This is a genomic window from Lebetimonas sp. JH292 (assembly GCF_000523275.1).
In the GTDB taxonomy this organism is placed as follows: Bacteria; Campylobacterota; Campylobacteria; order Campylobacterales; family Nautiliaceae; genus Lebetimonas.
The window spans coordinates 303452-324752 of the sequence record NZ_ATHQ01000001.1 but is presented as its reverse complement, the minus strand read 5'-3'; the positions used below and the strand labels follow the sequence as shown (position 1 = coordinate 324752).

Sequence of the window (21301 nt, the reverse complement as noted above, 5' to 3'; positions counted from 1 at the left end):
AATATGCAAAAAATTTAAAGGATTTGAATGAAATTGACAATAGCTACTCGCGGGAGTAAATTAGCTTTATGGCAGGCTGAATGGGTTAAAGCAAAGGCTTGAAAATCTGGGTCATGAGGTAAGTTTAAAAATTGTGACCACTACAGGGGATAAAATTTTAGATAAGCCTTTAACTGAAATTGGAGGAAAAGGGCTTTTTATTAAAGAGGTTGAAGAAGCCCTTTTAAGAGGAGAAGCCCAGATTGCTGTACATTCTCTTAAAGATTTTCCAACCGAGTATGACACAAAACATTTTACTCTTGCCGCCGTTCCTAAAAGAGAAGCAGTTGAAGATGTTTTTTTAAGTGAAACATTTGAAACACTGGCCGATTTACCTTTTAATGCGGTTGTAGGAACCAGTTCAATTAGACGTGCTATGCAGATTAAAGCTTTCAGGGATGATTTAATAATCAGTGATTTAAGAGGAAATGTCGATACAAGAATCAATAAATTAAAAAACGGTGAATATGACGGAATAATTTTGGCTCATGCCGGAATAAAAAGACTTGGGCTTAAAAAATCGGTTAAATATATAGAAATTATTGACACAGATTTAATTATTCCGGCAATGGGACAGGGGGCTTTGGGAATTGAAACTGTAAATGATGAAAAAGTAATCGAAGCCGTTAAGCCGCTTCATGATTTGAGAACATTTGTAGAAGTCAGTATAGAAAGGGATTTTGTCGATACTTTGAATATGGGATGTCATGCACCTGTGGGGGTAAATGCAAAAATAATGCCTGATGATTCCATTAAAATAAAAGGTATTCTTGAGAGAAATGGTAAGTTAATAAAAAAAGAGGTGGTTATTGCTTTTGACGAATGGGAAAATGCAGGAAAAGACTTTGCAAAGGAATTTAAATAAATAGTGAGTAGTGAGTAGTGAGTAGTGAGAAGTTACCAAGATACCAAGTAGCCAAGTTCCAAGTGAAAAGGTAAAAAATGATAAATGAAAAAATAGATTTTGAAAAACTATCCAAATATTCAAGACACGCACCGAGATATACATCATATCCGACAGCGGTTGAATTTAAGGATTTAAAGCCTGAAGATATTATAAATGAATTTAAAAGCGATAAACCTGTAAGTCTTTATTTTCATCTGCCTTTTTGCAGGAGTGCCTGTTATTTTTGCGGATGCAATGTTGTATATACTTCAAAAGCGGATAAAAGAAAAAGATATATTGAATATTTACAAAAAGAGCTTGAAATATTAAGTAAATATCTTGATACAGGCAGAATTGTCAGGCAACTTCATTTTGGAGGGGGAACGCCCACATTTTTCACCCCTGATGAATTAAAAGAAGTTTATGAATTGATTTATAGCTATTTTAAAAATTTTGAGAGTGATGCCGAAATAAGTGTTGAAATAGACCCAAGGTTTTTTTCTAAATCTCATATGGATGTTATGAAAAAATTCGGGGTAAACAGAATCAGTTTTGGGGTTCAGGATTTTAATGAAGCGACTCAAAAGGCTGTTAACAGAATTCAGCCTTTTGAAATAACCAAAGAAGCAGTTGACATTGCAAGGGATACAGGAATAAAATCGATAAATATCGATTTGATTTACGGCCTCCCTTATCAAAGCTTAGAAACATTTAAGAAAACGCTTGAACTCGTTATTAAGTTAAATCCTGACAGGGTTGCAGTGTTTAACTATGCTCACGTTCCATGGCTTAAAAAAGGTATGAGAAAAATAGATGAAACTACCCTTCCAGTCCCTGAAGAAAAACTAAAAATTTTCAAATATGTAATAGATTTTTTTGAAAATAACGGATATATAATGGTTGGGATGGACCATTTTGCAAAGCCTGAGGATGAACTATTTAAAGCGATTGAAAAAGGAGAACTTCACAGGAATTTTCAGGGGTATACCACAAAAGGCGGGGCTGATTTAATAGGAGTTGGCCTTACTTCCATCAGTGAAACTGAGAATGCATATTTTCAAAATTATAAAGATTTAAAAAATTATGAAAGAGTAATTGATGAAGGAAAGCTTCCAACATTTAGAGGTGTAATATTAAATAAAGAGGATAAAATCAGAAAATATATAATAATGGAAATGATGGCAAATTTCAGCTTTGATATAAAAAGATTTGAAGAAAAATTTGGTATTAATTTTTTTGATAAATTTAAAAATGAAATAAATGAGCTGCAGGAATTTGTGGACGGGGGGCTTGTTGAAATTGACAAGAATAAAATAAAAGTCAGCAGGACAGGAAGTTTGCTTATTAGAAATATAGTGCTGCCTTTTGATGAATATTTTAAAAAAATGAAAAATCAAAAAGTATTTTCAAAATCTGTATAAATTAGGAGAGAGGAAAATGGATAAAAAATTAAAAATTTCAATAGGAAATCTGCCTTTAAAAAAAATAGATGCAGATATTTTTTTGCATCCGGTAAAATATAAAGATTCAATAACTTACGAACCGATGGCGGAAGAGGCTGTAATTGCTTTGATTGCCAAACATTTTACTTATGAAAAAGTACCTGAAAGGGTAAAAAATTATTTTGACGATATGGATGACGGATATTTGATGAGTGAAAGTAATTTTGATGAATATGATTTGGAAAAACTTAAAAGAGGTGAAATAATTGTTGGCAGAGATGTTTTATTGCATCCAAAATATGAAAATATAAAAAAATTTTTAACTATTTTAAGAGAGTTTGGCGAATTTGAAATTAGCGGGGTAGATTTGCCTAAGTTTTTTGAACCCAGCGATCCTATTTTAGCTGAGATAGTGGAAACCCAAAAAGAGTTTGAATGTTGTTTGGAAGAAATAGATGAATTGCCGAGTTTTGACGGCAGTGTGGTTTATGCGTGCGATGACAATTTTGTTATAAGGGCTAATGAACTTTTATGTTCACATCAGTTTATTATTGCAAACAGAATTAAATCTTTTAAAGTTGAGGTTGACGGAGAGGTTAAAGAAATTAAAAAACTTCCGGAACTTAAAGGGACGTTTGGAATAATTTACAAAAAAGTTGATGAGTATCCGTTTTTAAGGGTTAGTATTAAAAATATGTTATAATAATATAAAAAAGGCTTAATATGAGCTTTAATCCTCCGACATATACATACTTTGATTATAAAAACTGGAAAGGTGAGTGGGAATTAATTGAAGGATATCCTTTTGCCATGGCTCCAAGTCCTGTAAGTAAGCATCAATTGTTAATGAGTAGATTAGTTCAATATTTTAATAATGAATTAGAAGAGTGCGAGTGTGATAGTTATCCAGAGCTTGACTGGATTATTAATGAAAAAACAGTTGTAAGGCCGGATGTTGCAATTTATTGCGAAGAAATAGAAAAATATCCAAAAACAGCTCCAAAAATTGTAGTTGAAATTGTTTCTGATTCAACAGCAAATAAAGATGAGGAAATTAAATTTAAACTTTATGAAAAAGAAAAAGTTGAATATTATATTTTAGTTTATCCAGATTTTGAGAAGGTAAGAATTTTTAAGTTAAAGAATTCAAAATTTGATAAAGTTTTTGAGGGAGATGGTGTATTTAAGTTTGATATTTGTGATATTAAGATAGATTTTGGTAAAATATTTAAAAAAAGGAGGCAATAATGGCAAAAGTGTGTGTTCCTTTGGCTAACGGGTTTGAAGAAATTGAAGCAACCTCACTTATTGACGTAATGAGAAGAGGGGGGCTTGATGTAATTGTTGCCGGTGTCGGCGGGGATGTAATATACGGAGCCCATAATATAAGGGTAATTCCAGATACAAAAATAGAACTTATAAATGCAGATGAGCTGGATTTAATCGTATTACCGGGCGGACTTCCTGGTGCAATTAATTTAGCAAATGATGAGAGTGTTCAAAAACTTTTAAAAGAGATGGATGAAAAAGGAAAATATGTAGGTGCTATATGTGCAGGTCCGTATGCCCTTAAAACCGCCGGAGTTTTAAAAGAAAGATACACAGCGTATCCCGGATGGGAAGGAAATATTAGAAAAGAAGGATATGTAAGTAATGCTAAAGTTGTAGAGGATAAAAATGTTTTGACAAGTAAAGGCCCTGGAACAGCTATGTGTTTTGGTCTTGAAATAGTTAAAAAATTTGCGGGAGAGGAAGTTTATAAGCAGTTAAAAGCTGGATTATTGGCTGATTTCTGTTAAGGAGTTTAAAATGAGGGGAATTGAAGCACTGGATTATTTTCTTGAAAGCTGGCATGGAAAAATACGTGAATACGATGAATACAGAGAATTTGACGCATTAATTGAATATGTTTTCGGTAATGAAAGAAAGTTTTTTGATTCAAAAGTTGCAATAGAGAGGTTTTTTGAAAGGAAAATTTATTTTGATTTAGAAGAAGAAGTAAATGAATTTATTCCTGAAGAGGTTGAATATGACCCGATGAGTGGTAATTTATATATAAAAAGAAATCTGTTTGAAATAAAAATTGCCCCAAGAATTTGTTAATTTTTAGCGTTTAATAATTTAATAATTTTATCTCCTATTTCGTTTATGATTGTTGCAAAAATAACTAAAAAACCACCTAATATTTGAAATAAGGTTAATTTTTCTCCATACATAATTCCAAAAAATGCAGCTGTAACTGGCTCTAAAGCGAATATAATAGCTGTTTTTGTTGGAGTTGTGTATTTTTGTGCATAAGTTTGAACGAAAAAAGCAAATACCGTTGCAAAAAAGGAAGTAATAAAAAGCGCAAAAATAACAAGAGATGAGATTTTTATATTGTGAGATTCAAACGGTACAAACAAAAGGCTTAAAATTGCAACAACTAAAAACTGAAAAGTTACAAGTGTATAAATATTGTATTTTTTAGAAAAGACATCTGTTACACTTACATGTAAACCAAAAAACATTGCACATAAAAGTGGATAAATTTCATAAATATTAAAAATTAGTTTTCCGCTGAGGGTTAATAAATAAAGTCCCATAACAGCAATTATAACTCCCATGATGGAATATATTTTAATGTTTCTTTTAAACAAAAGAAAAGAAAATATCGGGGTAAATACAACAAACAATGCAGTAATAAAAGCGACAATATTTGAGGGTACAAAATTAAGAGAATATGTCTGTGTGGCATAAGCTATAAAATTTAAAAATCCCAGAATACAAGCAGCAAGAATATCTTCTTTTTTTAAAGTAATTTTTTTATAAAAAATTAAAAACATTAATAAAAAAGCCAGAAAAAATCTTGCAAAAAGAAAAGAGAACGTTGGTAAATCTTCTATTGCCTTTTTCATTAAAATAAAAGTGGAGCCCCAGAAAAAGGCTGTAAGTATTAATAAAAAATCAGAATATTTTTTAAATATTCTATCCACTAAATTCCGCCCTGCGCTTTCATTCTTTTTTCAAGTTTATGTCCTATAAAACTCAATATTGAAGTTAACATCAAATAAAGAACAGCTACCGTGAGCCATACTTCGAATGGAGAGAATGTGTTTGCAACTATTTCCCTTCCCACTTTTGTAAGGTCTGTAATGGATATAACCGATACAAGTGAACTGTCTTTTATTAATGAAATAAGCTCACCTATAAGTGCGGGAAGCGCTTTTTTTAAGGCCTGCGGCAGAATAATCAGATACATTTTCTGAATCGGTGTGAATCCGAGTGACATTGCAGCTTCGTGTTGCCCTTTATCTACCGCCTGGATTGCACCTCTTAGAATTTCTGCAATATAAGCCCCGTAAAATATAGATAAACTCATAACACCCGCCCAAAATCTCGGAAGTGCAAAAATAGTTGCCACTATAAAATAAAAAATAAACAGCTGCACCAAAAGAGGAGTTCCACGGATAACAGTAACATAAAAACTTCCTATATAATCAAGTGCCGGGATACCGCTTAGCCTTATTATTGCTATTATAAGGCCGATTAAAAAAGCGAAAAGCATTGAAATAATTGAAATTTTAACAGTTACCCACATTCCTAAAATAAAAGGACCCGGTTTTAATTTTTCTTTATATGCAAATTCATCATCCTGAAATAAATATTCACCATTTTTAAATTGTAATTTATAACCATTTATATCAAACTGATAAATTTTTTTATTTTCGCAGATTATTATCGCTTTGTTTTGTTTTATCTGAAGTTTTCCGTCACATGGAGATGTAAGAGGAATTTTAGCCTTATATACAAAATATTTGGGAATCATATCCCATTTCCATGTATAATTTATTTTGCTTGCAGCGTTATATAAAAAATATCCTACCAATATATAAAAAAGAGAGGCTAAAAGTAAGCCTGTTTCTTTTTTTTTTAATATTGACTTTTTCATTGAACTCTTTTTAACCAATCAGTATGTCTAAACCATTTGTTGTACAGTTTTTCATAAGTTCCGTCATGTTTGATTTGTCTTAAGAAATTGTTTAGCCAGTTTAGAAAATCCGGATCACCGTGATTAATTGCAAATCCGAGAGGTTCATAAGTTAAATCCTGATTAAGAAAAATTAGTTTCCCTTTTCCTTTACCTGCCATAAATAATTCATTGTAAGGTTTATCGTATATAAATGCATCTGCTCTGTTGTTTATAACTTCCTGAACAGCTGCACTTTCTGAATCAAATGTTTTGATTGTGGCGTGTTTAAAGAGTTTTCTTGCGGCAATTTCCCCTGTAACACCGAGTTTTGTAGTAATTACCATACCTTTTTTATCTAAATCTTTATAACTTTTTACACCTATGTGTTTTTTATTTACAAGAAGCGTTTGACCGACTAAAAAGTATGGATTTGTAAATGCCACTTTTAAGTTTCTTTTTTGGGTAATGGTCATACCTGACATTATGATATCACATTTATTGGTAATAAGTGCTGAAATAATGCCGTCCCATGCAGTTGGAACAAGTTTTAATTTTACACCCATATCTTTAGTCATTTTTTTTGCAACATCAACATCAAAACCGATTATTCTTCCGTGTTTGTCTCTCATTTCAAAAGGAACATAACCGGGCTCTAAACAAACTCTGAGAACTCCTTTTTTTACAACCTGATTTAAAGTGGATTTTTGCCAAAGATTAAAATCGGCAGCAAAAACCATTGATACCAAAGCTAAAACCGTAAATAGTAATTTTTTCATTTTTATCTCCTTTTAATGATGTAAGATTTCACTTAAGAATTTTTTTGCCCTGTCTGTTTGAGGGTTGTTGAAAAATTCTTCAGGCGTATTTTCTTCTACTATCTGGCCTGCATCCATAAATACAATTCTGTCACCCACTTCTCTTGCAAATCCCATTTCGTGTGTTACACACACAATTGTGTAATTTTCTTTTGCAAGTTCTTTCATAACATCAAGTACTTCACCTATCATTTCCGGGTCCAGTGCGCTTGTCGGTTCGTCAAAAAGAATAATTTTAGGCTTCATTGCCAGTGTTCTGGCAATTGCAACCCTCTGTTTTTGACCTCCGCTAAGTTCACTTGGGTATTTGTTTGCCTGATGAGGAATTTTAACCCTCTCAAGCAGGCTCATAGCAAGCTTCTCGGCTTCTTTTTTTGGCATTTTTTTTACTTTGACCGGAGCCAAAGTAATATTTTCGAGTATTGTCAAATGAGGAAAAAGATTAAAATGCTGAAAAACCATTCCAACTTCCTGACGGAGTTTGTTTATATTTGTTTTTTTGTGATATAAATCTTTAGAGTCAATAATTATTTTTCCGCTGTCAATATCTTCGAGTCTGTTTATACATCTTATAAGTGTAGATTTTCCGCTTCCGCTCGGTCCGCAGACCACTACAACTTCTCCTTTTTTTACATCGAAATTTACACCTTTTAGGGCGTGGAAATTTCCATAATATTTTTCAATATCTTTCATCTGAATGATTTTGTCATTATCCATCTATGCTCCTATGCGTTAAGCTGTTTTTCAACTTTTTTTTCTAAATGATGAGAAAATTTACTCATACTGAATGCTATACTGAAATATACCAATGCTACAAAAGAAAATACTTCAAAACTGATATAAAGTCTGTTATTGATAATTGTTGCAGCCCTGAAAAATTCAATTACGCCTATTGTATAAGCAAGAGACGTATCTTTAAAAAGTGCAACAAACTGTGATACAAACGCCGGTATCATTTTTCTGTATGCCTGAGGCAGAATTATATAAAAAAATGTCTGAAAATTATTCATACCAAGAGATTTTGCAGCTTCAAACTGACCTTTCGGAATGGAATTTATACCGGCCCTTACTATTTCGGCAACATAAGCACTTGTAAATATGGTAAATGCAATTATCGCCGCAACGGTAGGTGATATATGTGCCTGAGTGTGAAAAAAGCTCATTGAAAATACCGGTATTGCAAAAAACACCCAGAATATCACCATAAGCAACGGGGTTGCCCTTACTATTTCAATATATAAAATCGATGGTATTTTAATTAATTTAATACTAGACCATCTTGCGATTCCAAATATTGAACCAAGTATAAAGCTTAAAATTATTGAAACAACAGCCAAAATAAAAGTTAAGGCAAGTCCTCCTATTTCCCCCGGTCTTCCAAAAAACAGAAATCTTAAGTTATCTTTTGTAAAAAGTTCTTCGTAATGGGTCTCAGGGTATGCAAGCATTTGAAAAATTTTAAGCAGCGCAGCAATTACAATAATATTGAAAATCCAAAATACTATTTTATGTGTTTTGAAATAATTTTCTATGTTTTTAAGCATTTTTTACGCCTTTTGAAAATTTTATTTCTATGAGATTCATTATAAACGAAGTACTCAGAGTTAAAATAATATAAAGAATTGTAACTGCTGTTGCCGCTTCAAAGCCTCTAAAAGTTTCAGCATCTATTTGTTGAGTTGAAAAAGTGAGCTCCGCCACACCTATTGTCATGGCCAAAGAAGAGTTTTTTATTAAATTTAAAAACTGGCTTGTAAGAGGTGGAATGATAATTCTGACAGCCTGAGGATATATTACATACCACATTACCTGAAATCTGTTCATTCCGAGAGATCTTGCAGCTTCAAACTGCCCTTTTGGAATGGAACGTATCCCCGCTTTTACCACTTCCGCAATATAAGCACCTGTGTATAAAATAAGCGCTAAAAGGGCTGAAAAAAATGCATCCACGTCATCTATATGTAAAAAATCCCCCCATGTATTTAAAAACGGAAAAATTTGTGAAAGAGTGAAAGTAAAATATATGAAAAACATTTGTACAATTAACGGAATGTTCCTGAAACTTTCAACATAATAACTTGAAATAAGACTCAGCCAAAAGCTTTTGGAGGCTCTTCCGATTCCTACGATAGAACCAATTATAAAGCTGAAAATTATTCCTAAAACCGAAAGTTTTATTGTAGTAATTAATCCATTTATCAGCAGCTGCTTATATTCAATTAACACATGCCAATCAAATTCATAACCCATTATTTACCTTTACCCCGAAAAGGGGAGAAATTATTTAGGCCAAACTTCAGGAAGTCTGTTTGGTTTTGTTCCGAACCATTTTATATAAAGTTTTTGATAAGTTCCGTCCCTTACAGCATCTTGTATTGCAAAATTTACTGCATCTCTGAAGTTTGATTCATTTTCTCTGACTCCCATTCCGTAAGGTTCGAAAGTAAATGTTCCGCCTACAACTTTGAATGCACCGTGTGAATTTTTAGCTTGGGTTACACACCATGTATAATCTGTTGAAACTGCATCGATTTTTCCTCTTTTTAATGCCATAACAGCCTGAGGATATTCCTGGAAATATACAAGTTTAACTTTTGGATTTACTCTTTTTAAATTGTCTCCGCTTGTAGCCCCCTGAATTACTCCGACTTTTTTACCGCTTAAATCATGATAGTTTTTAATTGTGGAATCTTTTCTAACCATAATTGACTGACCGTCAAAATAATAACTGATTGTAAAATCTATCGGTAAATCTCTTTTTACTTTGTGGGTCATACTGGCAGCTGCAATATCTACGCTCCCGCTTTGAACCATTGGAATTCTTGTTTTTGAAGTAACCTGTGTAAATACAGGTTTCACACCGAGTTTTTTTGCAATGTATTTAACCAAATCTATATCAAAACCTACAACCTGACCTTTTTCGTTTACATAACCAAACGGTGGAAAGTCATATTTTACACCTGCTTTTAATACACCTCTTTTTTGAACATCCTGGAGTAAATCAGCATTTAAACCGCTAAAAATTACTCCTAAAAGTACAAACAGGGCAAGTATTTTTTTAATTTTTTTCTCCTTTTAATATTTTTTTCAAATCATTATAACAAAACAATAACAAATAAAAGAAATTTTTTTGCATATATTTTAATCAATTATTGTTTATATAAGTATTTATAATTAAGGCCGGGTAATTAAAAAGAAGTGTGTTAAAACATTAAACGGTAAAAAAAGAAAAATTTTAATCTCTTAATAAAGATGTAATATATTCTATATTTAGACTGTTTTGATGAACCTGCGCTAAAACAGAGGCATTTAATTTTATTTTTTCATTTTGCATATCCATAACTTTTTTGGCCATATCCGGTTCATTTTGAGCTTTAGCTGCAGATTCTGATACTATATTTTGTGACAGATTATTGACTTTATCTCTCAAAGCATTTTGGGCCGCTCCGATACTTGAAAATGCACTGTTTAATGATTTTTCAAATTCATCGAGATTGTCAACATCAAAATTTGGCATGGAGGTATTTATATTAATTTCGTTAAACTGAAAACTTCCAAAAACATTTTTATTATTATATGTTGTATTTTCTAAAGTATTATTTATATTTTTGGTATATTTTTGAATTTGGGAATTGATTGTGTTTAAATTATCATTACTGAGTGCGGCATTGTTTGATGCAGCCTGAAGTGTTTTTATATCTTGTAAATTATCCCTGATTGAATTTAAAGCCCCGTTTGCAATTTGTGTAAAACCAATCGCCTCATTATAATTATTAATTTCCTGTAAATTGGAATCAATATCGTTTTGGAATACATCATTTACAAATTTGTTTACTGTTTCTTCTACATTTGGATTGGATATTTTATCTAAATCTTTTTGAATTTTTTGTAAATGATTGTTTATATGGTTTTGTGTTAGGTTTTGAACTTTCATTTCCCACTCCTTTATAATTGATTATATCATATTTTTGATAAAATGTTAAATAATTTTAAAGGATATAAATGATTGAGATTCGTCATTTGAAAAAAACATTTGGCAAAAAAGAGGTATTAAAAGATATAAACCTTGATATAGTTGAAGGGAAAATTACATATATTTTGGGAATGTCCGGTCAGGGAAAATCCACCATTATCAAACATATAGTGGGGCTTCTTAAACCAACAGGAGGAAAAATACTGGTAGATGGAGTGGATGTGGCAAAAGCGAATATAAAAACACTGTATGAAATAAGAAAAAAGGTTGGTTTTACTTTCCAGGAAGGTGCACTTTTTGACAGTATGAATATTTTTGACAATGTGGCTTTTCCTTTGGTTGAACACACGAAATTATCCAAAAAAGAGATAGAAAAAAAGGTATTTCAAACACTCGAAATGGTTGGGCTTGAAGCAAAAAGGGTTGCATATTTATATCCACACGAACTAAGCGGGGGAATGAGAAAAAGAGCGGCTACGGCAAGAGCAATTATAATGGAGCCTAAGTATATTCTTTATGATGAACCTACAAGCGGGCTTGACCCTATTATCAGTGATAAAATTACAAGAATGATAGAAAGTCTTACAAGAAAACATAATATGACCAGTGTTGTTATTTCACATGATTTAAAAGAAACTTTTAAAAGTGCCGATTTTATAGCGTTGCTTTTTAACGGTGAGATTATTGAATTCGGCGATGTAGAGGAATTTAAAAATTCAAAAAATCCGGTTGTACAGGCTTTTATAGAAGGTGACAGTGAAAAATACGAAACAATGGCGGATGGAATTTAATTAAACAAAAAAGGAAACAAATGAAAAAGTTGCTTATTTTTTTAGCAAGTATACTTTTGGCTTATGATGCAAAAGTTCTGCCTTTTGATGAATTTGATATAAAAGCAAGTGTAAGCGGGGAGGTGATATTTGCAGACAAAAATTTTGAAGCCGAAAATGTAAATAACAAAACAATTGTAAAATTGGACGATTATCAGGAAAAAGTTAATAAAACCAATTTAAAAACTCAAATTAAATTGTTAAAAAATGAAATAGAAAAAACCAAAGAAGCTTTGAAAAGAAAAGAAAAAACTTATTTAAAATATAAAAATCTTAAAACAAAATCCCAAATAGAAAAAGATTTAAAGTTTTATGATTATATAAACACATATAATCAGCTTATCAATTTAAAACTAAGCTTAAGCAGCGATATGGCAAATCTTAAAAAAACAGAGGATTTAATTAATAAAAAAAACATCAAAGCAAACGGATATGTCTACGAAATTTATGTAAACAGGGGTGATTATCTCACGCCTGGAAGAGCGGTGGCAAAAGTGTATGATACAAGCAGGGAAAAACTTTATATTTATGTGCCTATTGATAAAATACATTCGATAAAAACTAAAAAAATTTATATTAACAATAAATTAAGCAGTTTTAAAATTACTAAAATCTGGCATGTGCCGGATGAAAAATTTGTAACGAGCTATAAAATAGAATTAGTTGGAAAAGGTTTAAAATTCGGAGATATTGTGGATGTCGAATTTAAAAAAGAGTAGGGGAGTGTGTATCCGGATTTTTCAGACTGTCTGAATCTATTATTTCTCCTATCTCATCTATATCCAGATAATCTGGATATTCGATCTCTATTCCGAAATCGTTATAAAAAACAGCTTTATCTCCCCTTATTTCATCGAATTCTAAAATTTCGTTTTCTGCTGTTTTAATTAACATTCCCTTTTTAAGTTCATAAACTTTTCTCAATTCCATTCCTTGATCACATTTTCAAAAACACGTGATAGTTTTACCACCTCATCTTTGTTTGTTCTTTCATTTGGTGCATGGATTGTATCGTTTTTTACTCCGAATTCTACTGTTTTTACCCCATTTTTGGCAAAAAATCTTGCATCGCTTGTTCCGCCTGCGGTAGAGTGTTTTGGAGTGAGTCCTGTAATTTTTTGAATGGATTTATCCAGATTTTTCACAACTTTTGTATTAGGGTCGGTTATAAAAGGTTCAGCGCTTTGTTTGAGTTCCAGGGTGTAATTCATATCTTTAAAATATTTGTGAATAAATTTTTCAATGTCTTTTTTTGTGGTATGTGTATTGTTTCTTACATTAAACATCATTTTAAGCTCACCCGGAGTTACATTTGTAACTTCCATACCGGCTCTGATATCCGTTACAACAAATTTACTCGGAGCAAAAAATTTATCTCCGCTGTCTAAATCGGCCCCGGCGATTTTATGAAGCACCTGTGCTACTTTATGAATCGGATTAACTGATTTTTCCGGATAAGCCGCATGCCCCTGAAGCCCTATTTTTTTTAAAACCCCGTTAATACTTCCCCTTCTTCCTATTTTTATAGCATCGCCGAATTCTTTTTCACAGGTTGGCTCTGCCACTATTGCGAAGTCCGGCAGCATATTTTTTTCTTTTAATATTTCAAGCATATATTTCGTGCCCCAGATGGCATCGCCTTCTTCATCGCTTGTAATTAGTGTGCTTAATATACCATTAAAATTTTTGGCATTTTTAAGCGCCCAAAGAAAAGCCGCAACACCGCTTTTCATATCCTGTGCCCCTCTTGCAAAAATATAGCCGTCTTTTTCAGTTGGAGTAAACGGGTCTGTATTCCAACCATCACCCGGAGGCACTACGTCAATATGCCCTGCAAAACATAGATGGTCCCCCTCTGTGAATTTTTTATATAAAAAAAGATTTTTAACTCCCTCTTTTTCATTCTCAATTACTTCAAAATCATTTAAATAATTTTTTATAAACTCTATTGCTCCCGCGTCATTCGGAGTTATGGATTTAAACTCAAGCAGTTTTTTAAATAGTTCTGTTACATCCACTTTTTCCCTTTTTGTTTTAATAATAGCAAATTTTGTGTAAAAAATAAACTAAATCAAATGATTAAAAATTTTTAGATAAAACTTATATAAAGATTTATTAAATATGTGTTATAATATATTAAACCAGTATTAAAAGGAGAGAGTGTGAAAGAAATATTAAAAGAAATTGACTCTCTAAAAAAGAAAATAATCGACATCAGACGTCACCTTCATATGTATCCCGATTTATCACACAAAGAAAAACCGACAAGAGATTATATTAAAGGTATTTTAGAAAGTGAAGGAATTAAATGTAAAACTTTTAAAGACTATTATGGGATGGTTTGTGATATTGTTGTCGATGAAAACAGGCCTTTTTTGGCATTCAGGGCGGATATGGACGCTCTTCCTATACAAGAAGCAAATGATGTTCCTTATAAATCAAGAAAAGACGGGATTATGCATGCATGCGGGCATGACGGGCATACTGCGGTTTTGGCAGGATTACTTATTGCATTAAACAGACATAAAGATAAACTTCCTATAAATATAAGAGGAATATTTCAGCACAGCGAAGAAGACACCGAGGGAGGCAGTGAAGATTTGATACGAGATGGGGCATTGGAAAATGTAAAGGCAATATTTGGGCTTCATATGTATCCATATTTAAATACAGGAGAAATTGGTTATAAATATGGGGAAATGATGGCAAGTGCCGATACATTTGAGATTGAAATTTTTGGAAAAAGCTCACATGGGGCAAGACCTCATGAAGGGGTTGATGCGCTTTTAACGGGTGCACTTGCTATCAATTCAATAAACCATATTATTTCAAGAAGAATTGACCCTCTCCATCCTGCTGTTATCTCCATGGGTACGGTTGAGGGCGGAAAAGCTCCGAATGTGATATGTGATTATGTAAAAATGACCGGAACGGTTAGAACCCTTAACGATAAAGTTAGAAATTCCATAAAAAAGATGATGGAAGATGCGATTAAGGGAATCTGTTTTGCGATGGGGGCTGATTATAAGTTTCACTACTTTTTTGGAAATCCCGAACTTATAAACGATGATAAAATGGTAAATATTGTCATAAAATCTGCAAAAGAAACAGGTGCAAAACCGTTTGATTTGAAACAGCCGGTAATGGGAGGGGAAGATTTTGCCAATTATTTAAAAATTGTTAAGGGAGCATTTTTCAGACTCGGATGCTGCAGTAGGGAAAAAAATATAGGATGTGTTCCGCAACATCATCCAAAATTTGATATAGACGAAGATTCATTGCCGTTAGGGGCGAAGGTTATGGCAAATTTAGTGAAAGAATTTAAAAATGAGAGTTAGTAATATATTTTCACCTTTATTTGTAAAACAGGAAAAACTTTTTGTCAATATAAGGGATTTTAAAAAAGAAGATGCAAACGGGATAGTTGAATTAATTAGAAAAAATTACGCAGACACTTATTATAGAAAAGATTTTTATGATGCCAATATGTGGATAAAAGCATACAATGAAAAAAGATTAATCCCTATAATTGCCGAATATCAGGGAAAAATAGTAGGTCAGTTTTCTTTAATACTCAATGACAAATACAATGCGGAAATCGGTATTGCCGTAGTTCACCCTGATTTTAAAGGAAGAGGTATTATGAATCAGATGTTTGATTATTTGATTAAAAAAGCAAAAAATATTAAACTTTATGCAATATACGGCGAGGCCATTATGTTTCATCCTTTCTCACAAAAGGCGAATTTATCTCACGGAATGGTTGAAACGGCACTTCATTTTGGGGAAGTTGCTCATTGGATATCTCAAAAAGAATTTAAATTTGAAAAAAGAAGCGGTGTTTTGATTTCTTATCTTTTATTTAAAAAAGAAAAAAGAAATTATTATCTTCCCGAAATTTATAAAAAAATAATGCTTGAGAGAATCAAAAAATTAAAAATTACCGTTACAAAAACAAAAATTAAAAGAATAAAACCGAAACTTGAGTTAAAAGTAAAAAAAATATTAAAAATTGCAATTATCAGAGCAGACAGTCGGGTTAAAAATTTTGAAAAAAAATTTAATTTTATTTTTTCAAAAGCAAAAATAAAAGCGGATATGATATATCTTGATATTAATCTTCATTCCCATTATGTAGAAAAAATAGTTGAATTTGCAAGTAAAAAGGGATTTTTTTACAGCGGTATACTTTTTTATAGGTATGATGGAATGGATTATTTAAGACTTCAGTTTGAAAACAGGCATAAAATAGAAGAGAAATTAAATGTCTGTTACAGCAAATATTGTAAAAAACTGACAAAATTTATTTTAAAAGATAAAAAAAGGGTAAATAAATTAAATTGATTAAGTTTTTTAATCAACAGGGTTTTCGTAATAAACATATGTCTCGTAATTTGTTATTTCAAAATAGAGTTTTTTCTTTTCGTTGGGGTCAACTTTATAATTAAAATTTTTATCAAGATATCCGTATCCGAACCTGTAAGGTCTTGGTTTGTTGTCATCAGTCCCGTGAGCAGTTGTAAGTTTGTCCACTTTTAAAAATCTCATTACAACCCTGCCTCCGGAATAAATATCCACAACACCGTTTACTCCTGTAAAATTTTGAATGGAATGTCCCAATTTATTTTGCTGTTCCTGGGTGCATCCTGAAATTATCAAGATTAAAAAAAATCCTAATATTTTTTTCATTGAAATCCTTTTTTTTAAAAATTATAGCATATTGTAAGTTTAGTGATATAAACTAAAGAAACTTGAAATTTAAAATAAATTTTGATATAATCAGTATACATAATGCAAAATATGATACAATAAACACAAAAAGAGGATGGATGATTAAAAATTATGAGGAATATAAAAAAGCTGTCCAGCTTTTAAAAAAATATTCATATTATTATTATGTTTTGGATAATCCTTTAGTTACAGATGAAGAATATGATAAATTATACCATGAAGTTGAAAAATACGAAAAAGCGCACCCTGATGAAATAGATCCGACTTCTCCTACACAAAGAGTAGGCGATGTGGTACTTGAGGGATTTGAAAAGGCCAAACATATAACAAGAATGTGGTCTATGGAAGATGTGTTCAGTGAAGCTGAATTTAAAGACTGGTTAAACAGGGTGAATAAATTAATTGATGAGTATTATACTTTATACATAGAGCCAAAATTTGACGGAGCCAGTTTAAATCTGGTTTATAATAACGGGGAATTGGTTAGAGCGGAAACAAGGGGCGACGGTGATATCGGGGAGAATGTCACGTTAAATGCAAAAACTATAAACTCCATACCTTTAAAGATAAATTATAAAGGACTTATTGAAATACGGGGGGAAGTTTTAATAAAAAAAGAAGATTTTGATAAATTAAATGAAGAGAGAGTTAAAAAAGGCGAAAGCACTTTTGCAAATCCGAGAAATGCGGCGGCAGGAAGTCTAAGACAGCTTGACCCTAAAATTACGGCAAGCAGACATCTGTTGTTTCAACCCTGGGGTGTGGGATATCCTGTTGAAATATTAAATTCCACGGAGGTGGAAAACGACAGATATGAAAAAGATAAAAAAATGTTTTTTGATAAATTTAAAACATATAAAAATTTAATGGATTTTGTTTATTCCCTCGGATTTAGGGAACCCCCTAAAAGAGGGGAGTGCAAAAAAGACGAAATTGAATGCATTCAGAAAAAATATAACGAATTTGTTAAAATCAGGGATGATTTGCCTGTAATGCTTGATGGTATGGTTGTTAAGATGAATGAGCTTAATTTACTTGAAAAATTAGGTTATACTCAAAAATATCCAAGATGGATGGTCGCGTATAAATTTCCTGCCGTTGAAAAAGAGACAATTTTAAAAGATGTTGTTATTCAGGTGGGAAGAACCGGCGTTTTAACTCCGGTTGCCGTTTTGGAACCTGTTGAAATAGGCGGGGTTATAGTAGAGAGGGCCACTCTTCATAATTTTGATGAAATTGAAAGAATGGATATCAGAATAGGTGATCATGTAATAGTAATCAGAAGCGGGGATGTTATCCCTAAAATTACTAAAGTTTTGGCATGGAAAAGAAGCGGAAATGAAAAGAAAATAAGTAGACCCACACATTGTCCCGTATGCGGAAGCGAGGTACTTGATGAAGGGGCTCTGATTAAATGTCAAAATCTTTCCTGCCCGGCAAGGGTCGTAAATACTATAATTTATTTTGCGAGTAAAAACTGTATGGACATAGAGGGTCTTGGTGAAAGCGTGGCAAAACTTTTATATGAAAAAGGGCTTGTAAAAGATATAAGGGATTTATATAAACTTAAAGTTGAAGAGCTTGAAAGGCTCCCCGGTTTTGCAAGAAAAAAAGCCGAGAATTTGATAAACGCAATTAAAAAAACAAAAGGAACTGAATGCTGGAGATTTGTAAATGCTCTCGGAATTGAACATATAGGAGAAGTCGCAAGCAAAAAAATTTGCGAAAAATTCGGGGTCGGTTTTTATAAACACGACCCTTTAGAATTTATGCACATAGAGGGTTTTGGGCCTGAGATGGTAAAATCTATTGAAGAATATGTAAAAGTAAATAAAGAAAAAATTGAAGAGCTTATAGAATTAATTCAGCCTAAAAGCCCTGAAGCTAAAGAGATTAAAGAATCTCCTTTTCTTGGCAAAACAGTAGTTTTAACAGGAGCTATGAAAAAACCGAGAGATGAGATAAAAGAACTTCTTGAATCTCTTGGGGCACATGTAAGCAGCAGTGTAAGCAAAAGAACAGATTATGTAATTTACGGGGAAGATGCGGGAAGCAAATTTGATAAAGCTAAAAAGCTTGGCGTTACCCTTCTTCCCGAAGATGAAATGTGGAAATTGATAGGAGAGCAAAATGCCGACTAAAGTTTTGGTAGAAGATGATTTGGAGATTATTACCCCAAAACTTTATAAAGTAATATTGCTTAATGACGATTACACAACTTTTGATTTTGTAATAGAAATATTACGTTCAGTTTTTAATAAAAGTGAAGACGAAGCTATAAACATTACGCTCAAAGTGGATAGGGAAGGCAGTGCTGTTGTGGGTATTTATCCTTATGAGATAGCCCAGATGAAAGTAGATAAAGTTCATACCCTTGCGCGTTCATCCGGCTATCCATTGAGGGCAAAAATAGAGGAGGTATAAATGCAAATAACTGAAAATTTAAAAAATATATTTAACGAAATAATAAATGAAGCTAAAAGAAGACAAAACGAATATATAACAATAGACCATGCTTTTTATATTTTATTGAAAGATAAAAACATAAGAAATTTACTTGAAGATGTCGGGGTTGATGTTGATTATATAAGAAGGGGGCTTGATTATTATCTTGACAGATATATTGAAAAAGCCCCTGTGGTTGTAACGCCTACAGAAACCCTTTCTTTTCACAAAGCAACCGAAAGAATGATAAAACATATTCAGGGAATTAAAAAAACCGTTGCCGATGAAATCGACTTTTTTATTGCACTTCTTGAAGATGAAACAAGTTATGCAAATCAGCTTTTAAAAGAATTTGGAATAGAAAGAGTCGAAATAGTCGAATATGTAACAGAAACAAAAGAGGAAAAGAATGAGCCGAAAGTATTGGGGGAATTCACAACCGAACTTGTAAAAGAAGCTAAAGAATTTGATGATGTAATAGGCAGGGAAAAAGAAATAAACAGGATTATGCAAATCTTGGTTAGACGTAAAAAAAATAATCCTGTTTTAGTAGGAGAGCCCGGAGTGGGTAAAACTGCAATTGTTGAGGGTCTCGCCAAAAAGATAGCTTTTAACCAGGTTCCAAAAGAGCTTAAAAATAAAAAAATTTATTCTCTCGATATGGGGAGTTTGATAGCGGGTACCAAATACAGAGGTGAATTTGAAAAAAGAATGAAACTTATTTTAAACGAACTTAAAAAAGAAAAAGAGCCTATTTTGTTTATAGATGAAATACATATGATTGTAGGTGCGGGTGCTGCTGGCGGCAGCAATATGGATGTTGCAAATCTTCTTAAACCGGCACTTGCAAGAGGTGAAATAAGATGCATTGGGGCTACTACTTACGAAGAATTTAAAAACCATTTTGAAAAAGATAGAGCCTTAAACAGAAGATTTCAAAAGATAGATATAAAAGAGCCGTCTGTTGAAGATACAATAAAAATACTTGAAGGTTTAAAATCAAGATATGAGGAGTTTCATAAAGTCAGATATTCAAAAGAAGCAATAAAAAGTGCAGCAATTTTAGCTAAAAAATATTTAAGAGAAAAATATCTGCCCGACAGTGCAATAGATTTAATAGATGAAGCCGGTGCAAAATATAAATTAAAAGGCAAAAAATTAATTACAAAAAACGATATCGAAACAATAATCGCCAGTATCGCCAATATTCCAAAAGAGAGTGCAACGAGTAATGAAATAGAAAAACTTAAAAATCTCGAAAACAGTTTAAAATCAAAAGTTTTCGGACAAGAGACGGCTATAAAAGAGCTTGTTAAGGTAATTAAAAGGAAAAAAGCAGGATTAACCCGTGAAGATAAACCGATAGGAAGCTTTCTGTTTGTAGGACCTACAGGTGTTGGTAAAACAGAAGTTGCAAAACAGCTTGCAAATATACTCGGTATTAATTTTATAAGATTTGATATGAGCGAATATCAGGAACAACATTCAGTTGCAAAACTAATCGGTTCACCTCCCGGATATGTAGGTTATGAAAAAGGAGGAATACTTACAGAAACCATAAGAAAACACCCTCACAGTGTATTACTTTTGGATGAAATAGAAAAAGCGCATCCTGATATAGTGCAGATTCTTTTGCAGGTTATGGATAATGCGACTTTGAGCGATAATGATGGCAGAAAAGCTGATTTTAGAAATGTTGTTTTGATAATGACAAGCAATTTGGGTGTTGGTGAGGGAAATAATCTTGGATTTATGCAGGAATTCAGTGAATTTAAAGAAGAGGCTGTGAACAGATTTTTTGCGCCTGAATTTTTAAACAGACTTGATGCCATAGTGAGATTTAAACCTTTAAGCAAAGAAAATGTATTAATGGTGGTAGATAAGTTTATTAATGAGCTTCAGGATAAATTAAATGCCAAAAAAGTAAAATTAACTCTTACAAAAAGGGCTAAAGCCGCACTTGCTAAAAAAGGATATTCCCCTAAAATGGGGGCAAGGCCTCTTGCAAGGGTGATTGAGGAAAATATAGTAGAGCCTTTGAGCGAAGAGATTTTATTTGGTGAGCTTAAAAGTGGAGGAGTGGCAAGATTTGATTATATAAAAGATAAATTCAGTTTAAAATTTAAAAAATAGTGAATTGTGAATTGTGAATTGTGAATTATAAATTATAAATTGTGAGTAGTGTAAA

Annotated in this window: 25 protein-coding genes; 14 read left to right on the top strand and 11 right to left on the bottom strand. The window is 32.2% G+C overall.

Going from position 1 to position 21301, the window contains the following annotated elements; all coding sequences use genetic code 11:
- Nucleotides 1-27 precede the first annotated feature (27 nt).
- From DZ64_RS13970 to DZ64_RS0101960, 7 genes are all read left to right on the top strand, one after another.
- A complete protein-coding gene (locus tag DZ64_RS13970) occupies nucleotides 28-102 on the top strand; it encodes a hypothetical protein (RefSeq protein WP_369792103.1) in 75 nt (24 codons plus the stop codon).
- A 31-nt stretch (nucleotides 103-133) separates the two neighbouring features.
- Nucleotides 134-904 (top strand): hydroxymethylbilane synthase, encoded by a 771-nt coding sequence (hemC, locus tag DZ64_RS10430; protein ID WP_236618628.1) that lies wholly within the window; start codon nucleotides 134-136, stop codon nucleotides 902-904.
- A gap of 77 nt (nucleotides 905-981) precedes the next feature.
- Nucleotides 982-2346, top strand: coding sequence for an oxygen-independent coproporphyrinogen III oxidase (hemN, locus tag DZ64_RS0101980; protein WP_035003041.1), 1365 nt, complete (start codon nucleotides 982-984; stop codon nucleotides 2344-2346).
- Nucleotides 2347-2362: 16 nt separating this feature from the next.
- Nucleotides 2363-3070, top strand: coding sequence for a hypothetical protein (locus tag DZ64_RS0101975; protein ID WP_024789227.1), 708 nt, complete (start codon nucleotides 2363-2365; stop codon nucleotides 3068-3070).
- Nucleotides 3071-3090: 20 nt separating this feature from the next.
- The gene (locus DZ64_RS0101970; RefSeq protein WP_024789226.1) at nucleotides 3091-3615 is read left to right on the top strand and encodes a Uma2 family endonuclease; all 525 of its coding nucleotides are present in this window, start codon (nucleotides 3091-3093) and stop codon (nucleotides 3613-3615) included.
- Nucleotides 3615-4166, top strand: a complete 552-nt coding sequence (locus tag DZ64_RS0101965; RefSeq protein WP_024789225.1) for a DJ-1 family glyoxalase III — start codon at nucleotides 3615-3617, stop codon at nucleotides 4164-4166. The genes DZ64_RS0101970 and DZ64_RS0101965 overlap by 1 nt, the downstream gene beginning before the upstream one ends.
- Nucleotides 4167-4176: 10 nt before the next feature.
- Nucleotides 4177-4470 carry a hypothetical protein gene (locus DZ64_RS0101960; protein ID WP_024789224.1) on the top strand — a complete coding sequence of 98 codons (294 nt, stop codon included), beginning with the start codon at nucleotides 4177-4179 and terminating at the stop codon, nucleotides 4468-4470.
- On the opposite strand, the gene DZ64_RS0101955 is transcribed toward DZ64_RS0101960, so the two are convergent.
- From DZ64_RS0101955 to DZ64_RS0101920, 8 genes are all read right to left on the bottom strand, one after another.
- A complete protein-coding gene (locus DZ64_RS0101955; protein WP_051429982.1) occupies nucleotides 4467-5342 on the bottom strand; it encodes a DMT family transporter in 876 nt (291 codons plus the stop codon). The genes DZ64_RS0101960 and DZ64_RS0101955 overlap by 4 nt on opposite strands.
- Nucleotides 5342-6298, bottom strand: a complete 957-nt coding sequence (locus tag DZ64_RS0101950) for an amino acid ABC transporter permease (RefSeq protein ID WP_024789222.1) — start codon at nucleotides 6296-6298, stop codon at nucleotides 5342-5344. The genes DZ64_RS0101955 and DZ64_RS0101950 overlap by 1 nt, the downstream gene beginning before the upstream one ends.
- Nucleotides 6295-7095: a transporter substrate-binding domain-containing protein gene (locus tag DZ64_RS0101945; protein WP_024789221.1), complete on the bottom strand. Its 801-nt coding sequence runs from the start codon at nucleotides 7093-7095 to the stop codon at nucleotides 6295-6297. Before DZ64_RS0101945 ends, DZ64_RS0101950 begins: the two co-directional genes overlap by 4 nt.
- 12 nt (nucleotides 7096-7107) lie before the next feature.
- Nucleotides 7108-7851, bottom strand: a complete 744-nt coding sequence (locus DZ64_RS0101940; RefSeq protein ID WP_024789220.1) for an amino acid ABC transporter ATP-binding protein — start codon at nucleotides 7849-7851, stop codon at nucleotides 7108-7110.
- 8 nt (nucleotides 7852-7859) lie between these two features.
- Nucleotides 7860-8678 (bottom strand): amino acid ABC transporter permease, encoded by an 819-nt coding sequence (locus tag DZ64_RS0101935; protein ID WP_024789219.1) that lies wholly within the window; start codon nucleotides 8676-8678, stop codon nucleotides 7860-7862.
- Complete coding sequence (locus tag DZ64_RS0101930; RefSeq protein ID WP_024789218.1) at nucleotides 8671-9384, bottom strand: amino acid ABC transporter permease; 714 nt, start codon at nucleotides 9382-9384, stop codon at nucleotides 8671-8673. Before DZ64_RS0101930 ends, DZ64_RS0101935 begins: the two co-directional genes overlap by 8 nt.
- A 30-nt stretch (nucleotides 9385-9414) precedes the next feature.
- Entirely contained in the window at nucleotides 9415-10158 is a 744-nt protein-coding gene (locus DZ64_RS0101925) for a transporter substrate-binding domain-containing protein (RefSeq protein ID WP_236618710.1), read from the bottom strand.
- A gap of 211 nt (nucleotides 10159-10369) precedes the next feature.
- Complete coding sequence (locus DZ64_RS0101920; protein WP_024789216.1) at nucleotides 10370-11068, bottom strand: flagellin; 699 nt, start codon at nucleotides 11066-11068, stop codon at nucleotides 10370-10372.
- A gap of 68 nt (nucleotides 11069-11136) precedes the next feature.
- Here DZ64_RS0101920 and DZ64_RS0101915 point away from each other — a divergent pair, with 68 nt between their 5' ends.
- Together DZ64_RS0101915 and DZ64_RS0101910 are read left to right on the top strand one after the other, a co-directional pair.
- The gene (locus DZ64_RS0101915) at nucleotides 11137-11898 is read left to right on the top strand and encodes an ABC transporter ATP-binding protein (protein ID WP_024789215.1); all 762 of its coding nucleotides are present in this window, start codon (nucleotides 11137-11139) and stop codon (nucleotides 11896-11898) included.
- Nucleotides 11899-11918: 20 nt separating this feature from the next.
- Nucleotides 11919-12656, top strand: coding sequence for a hypothetical protein (locus DZ64_RS0101910; protein WP_024789214.1), 738 nt, complete (start codon nucleotides 11919-11921; stop codon nucleotides 12654-12656).
- Here the strand turns inward: DZ64_RS0101910 and DZ64_RS0101905 are convergent.
- Both DZ64_RS0101905 and dapE read right to left on the bottom strand, forming a co-directional pair.
- Nucleotides 12643-12867, bottom strand: a complete 225-nt coding sequence (locus tag DZ64_RS0101905; protein WP_035003039.1) for a hypothetical protein — start codon at nucleotides 12865-12867, stop codon at nucleotides 12643-12645. The two genes, DZ64_RS0101910 and DZ64_RS0101905, sit on opposite strands and share 14 nt — an antisense overlap.
- Nucleotides 12858-13955 carry a succinyl-diaminopimelate desuccinylase gene (gene dapE, locus DZ64_RS0101900; protein ID WP_024789212.1) on the bottom strand — a complete coding sequence of 366 codons (1098 nt, stop codon included), beginning with the start codon at nucleotides 13953-13955 and terminating at the stop codon, nucleotides 12858-12860. The genes DZ64_RS0101905 and dapE overlap by 10 nt, the downstream gene beginning before the upstream one ends.
- Before the next feature lie 144 nt (nucleotides 13956-14099).
- Between dapE and DZ64_RS0101895 the strand changes: the two genes are divergently transcribed.
- Nucleotides 14100-15275, top strand: a complete 1176-nt coding sequence (locus tag DZ64_RS0101895) for an amidohydrolase (protein WP_024789211.1) — start codon at nucleotides 14100-14102, stop codon at nucleotides 15273-15275.
- Nucleotides 15265-16281 carry a GNAT family N-acetyltransferase gene (locus DZ64_RS0101890; protein ID WP_024789210.1) on the top strand — a complete coding sequence of 339 codons (1017 nt, stop codon included), beginning with the start codon at nucleotides 15265-15267 and terminating at the stop codon, nucleotides 16279-16281. Before DZ64_RS0101895 ends, DZ64_RS0101890 begins: the two co-directional genes overlap by 11 nt.
- A gap of 9 nt (nucleotides 16282-16290) precedes the next feature.
- Here the strand turns inward: DZ64_RS0101890 and DZ64_RS0101885 are convergent, their stop codons facing one another.
- The gene (locus DZ64_RS0101885; RefSeq protein ID WP_024789209.1) at nucleotides 16291-16626 is read right to left on the bottom strand and encodes a hypothetical protein; all 336 of its coding nucleotides are present in this window, start codon (nucleotides 16624-16626) and stop codon (nucleotides 16291-16293) included.
- 140 nt (nucleotides 16627-16766) lie between these two features.
- On the opposite strand from DZ64_RS0101885, the gene ligA reads away from it, so the two are divergent.
- From ligA to DZ64_RS0101870, 3 genes are read left to right on the top strand one after another with little or no spacing between them, the layout of a single operon-like run.
- Nucleotides 16767-18809: an NAD-dependent DNA ligase LigA gene (gene ligA, locus DZ64_RS0101880; RefSeq protein ID WP_024789208.1), complete on the top strand. Its 2043-nt coding sequence runs from the start codon at nucleotides 16767-16769 to the stop codon at nucleotides 18807-18809.
- Nucleotides 18799-19092 carry an ATP-dependent Clp protease adaptor ClpS gene (locus tag DZ64_RS0101875; protein ID WP_024786976.1) on the top strand — a complete coding sequence of 98 codons (294 nt, stop codon included), beginning with the start codon at nucleotides 18799-18801 and terminating at the stop codon, nucleotides 19090-19092. Before ligA ends, DZ64_RS0101875 begins: the two co-directional genes overlap by 11 nt.
- On the top strand, nucleotides 19093-21246 hold the full coding sequence (locus DZ64_RS0101870; protein ID WP_024789207.1) for an AAA family ATPase: 2154 nt from the start codon (nucleotides 19093-19095) through the stop codon (nucleotides 21244-21246). It abuts the gene before it with no gap.
- The last annotated feature ends 55 nt before the right edge of the window (nucleotides 21247-21301 follow it).

Coding starts and splice junctions, on each gene's coding strand:
- DZ64_RS0101965 (WP_024789225.1), top strand. CDS start 3,615: ATGGCAAAAGTGTGTGTTCCTTTGGCTAACGGGTTTGAAGAAATTGAA.
- DZ64_RS0101910 (WP_024789214.1), top strand. CDS start 11,919: ATGAAAAAGTTGCTTATTTTTTTAGCAAGTATACTTTTGGCTTATGAT.
- DZ64_RS0101885 (WP_024789209.1), bottom strand. CDS start 16,626: ATGAAAAAAATATTAGGATTTTTTTTAATCTTGATAATTTCAGGATGC.
- ligA (WP_024789208.1), top strand. CDS start 16,767: ATGATTAAAAATTATGAGGAATATAAAAAAGCTGTCCAGCTTTTAAAA.
- DZ64_RS0101915 (WP_024789215.1), top strand. CDS start 11,137: ATGATTGAGATTCGTCATTTGAAAAAAACATTTGGCAAAAAAGAGGTA.
- DZ64_RS0101935 (WP_024789219.1), bottom strand. CDS start 8,678: ATGCTTAAAAACATAGAAAATTATTTCAAAACACATAAAATAGTATTT.
- DZ64_RS0101970 (WP_024789226.1), top strand. CDS start 3,091: ATGAGCTTTAATCCTCCGACATATACATACTTTGATTATAAAAACTGG.
- DZ64_RS0101905 (WP_035003039.1), bottom strand. CDS start 12,867: ATGGAATTGAGAAAAGTTTATGAACTTAAAAAGGGAATGTTAATTAAA.
- DZ64_RS0101890 (WP_024789210.1), top strand. CDS start 15,265: ATGAGAGTTAGTAATATATTTTCACCTTTATTTGTAAAACAGGAAAAA.
- DZ64_RS0101870 (WP_024789207.1), top strand. CDS start 19,093: ATGCAAATAACTGAAAATTTAAAAAATATATTTAACGAAATAATAAAT.
- DZ64_RS0101930 (WP_024789218.1), bottom strand. CDS start 9,384: ATGGGTTATGAATTTGATTGGCATGTGTTAATTGAATATAAGCAGCTG.
- hemN (WP_035003041.1), top strand. CDS start 982: ATGATAAATGAAAAAATAGATTTTGAAAAACTATCCAAATATTCAAGA.
- DZ64_RS0101875 (WP_024786976.1), top strand. CDS start 18,799: ATGCCGACTAAAGTTTTGGTAGAAGATGATTTGGAGATTATTACCCCA.
- DZ64_RS0101940 (WP_024789220.1), bottom strand. CDS start 7,851: ATGGATAATGACAAAATCATTCAGATGAAAGATATTGAAAAATATTAT.
- DZ64_RS0101950 (WP_024789222.1), bottom strand. CDS start 6,298: ATGAAAAAGTCAATATTAAAAAAAAAAGAAACAGGCTTACTTTTAGCC.
- DZ64_RS0101920 (WP_024789216.1), bottom strand. CDS start 11,068: ATGAAAGTTCAAAACCTAACACAAAACCATATAAACAATCATTTACAA.
- DZ64_RS0101945 (WP_024789221.1), bottom strand. CDS start 7,095: ATGAAAAAATTACTATTTACGGTTTTAGCTTTGGTATCAATGGTTTTT.
- DZ64_RS0101975 (WP_024789227.1), top strand. CDS start 2,363: ATGGATAAAAAATTAAAAATTTCAATAGGAAATCTGCCTTTAAAAAAA.
- DZ64_RS0101960 (WP_024789224.1), top strand. CDS start 4,177: ATGAGGGGAATTGAAGCACTGGATTATTTTCTTGAAAGCTGGCATGGA.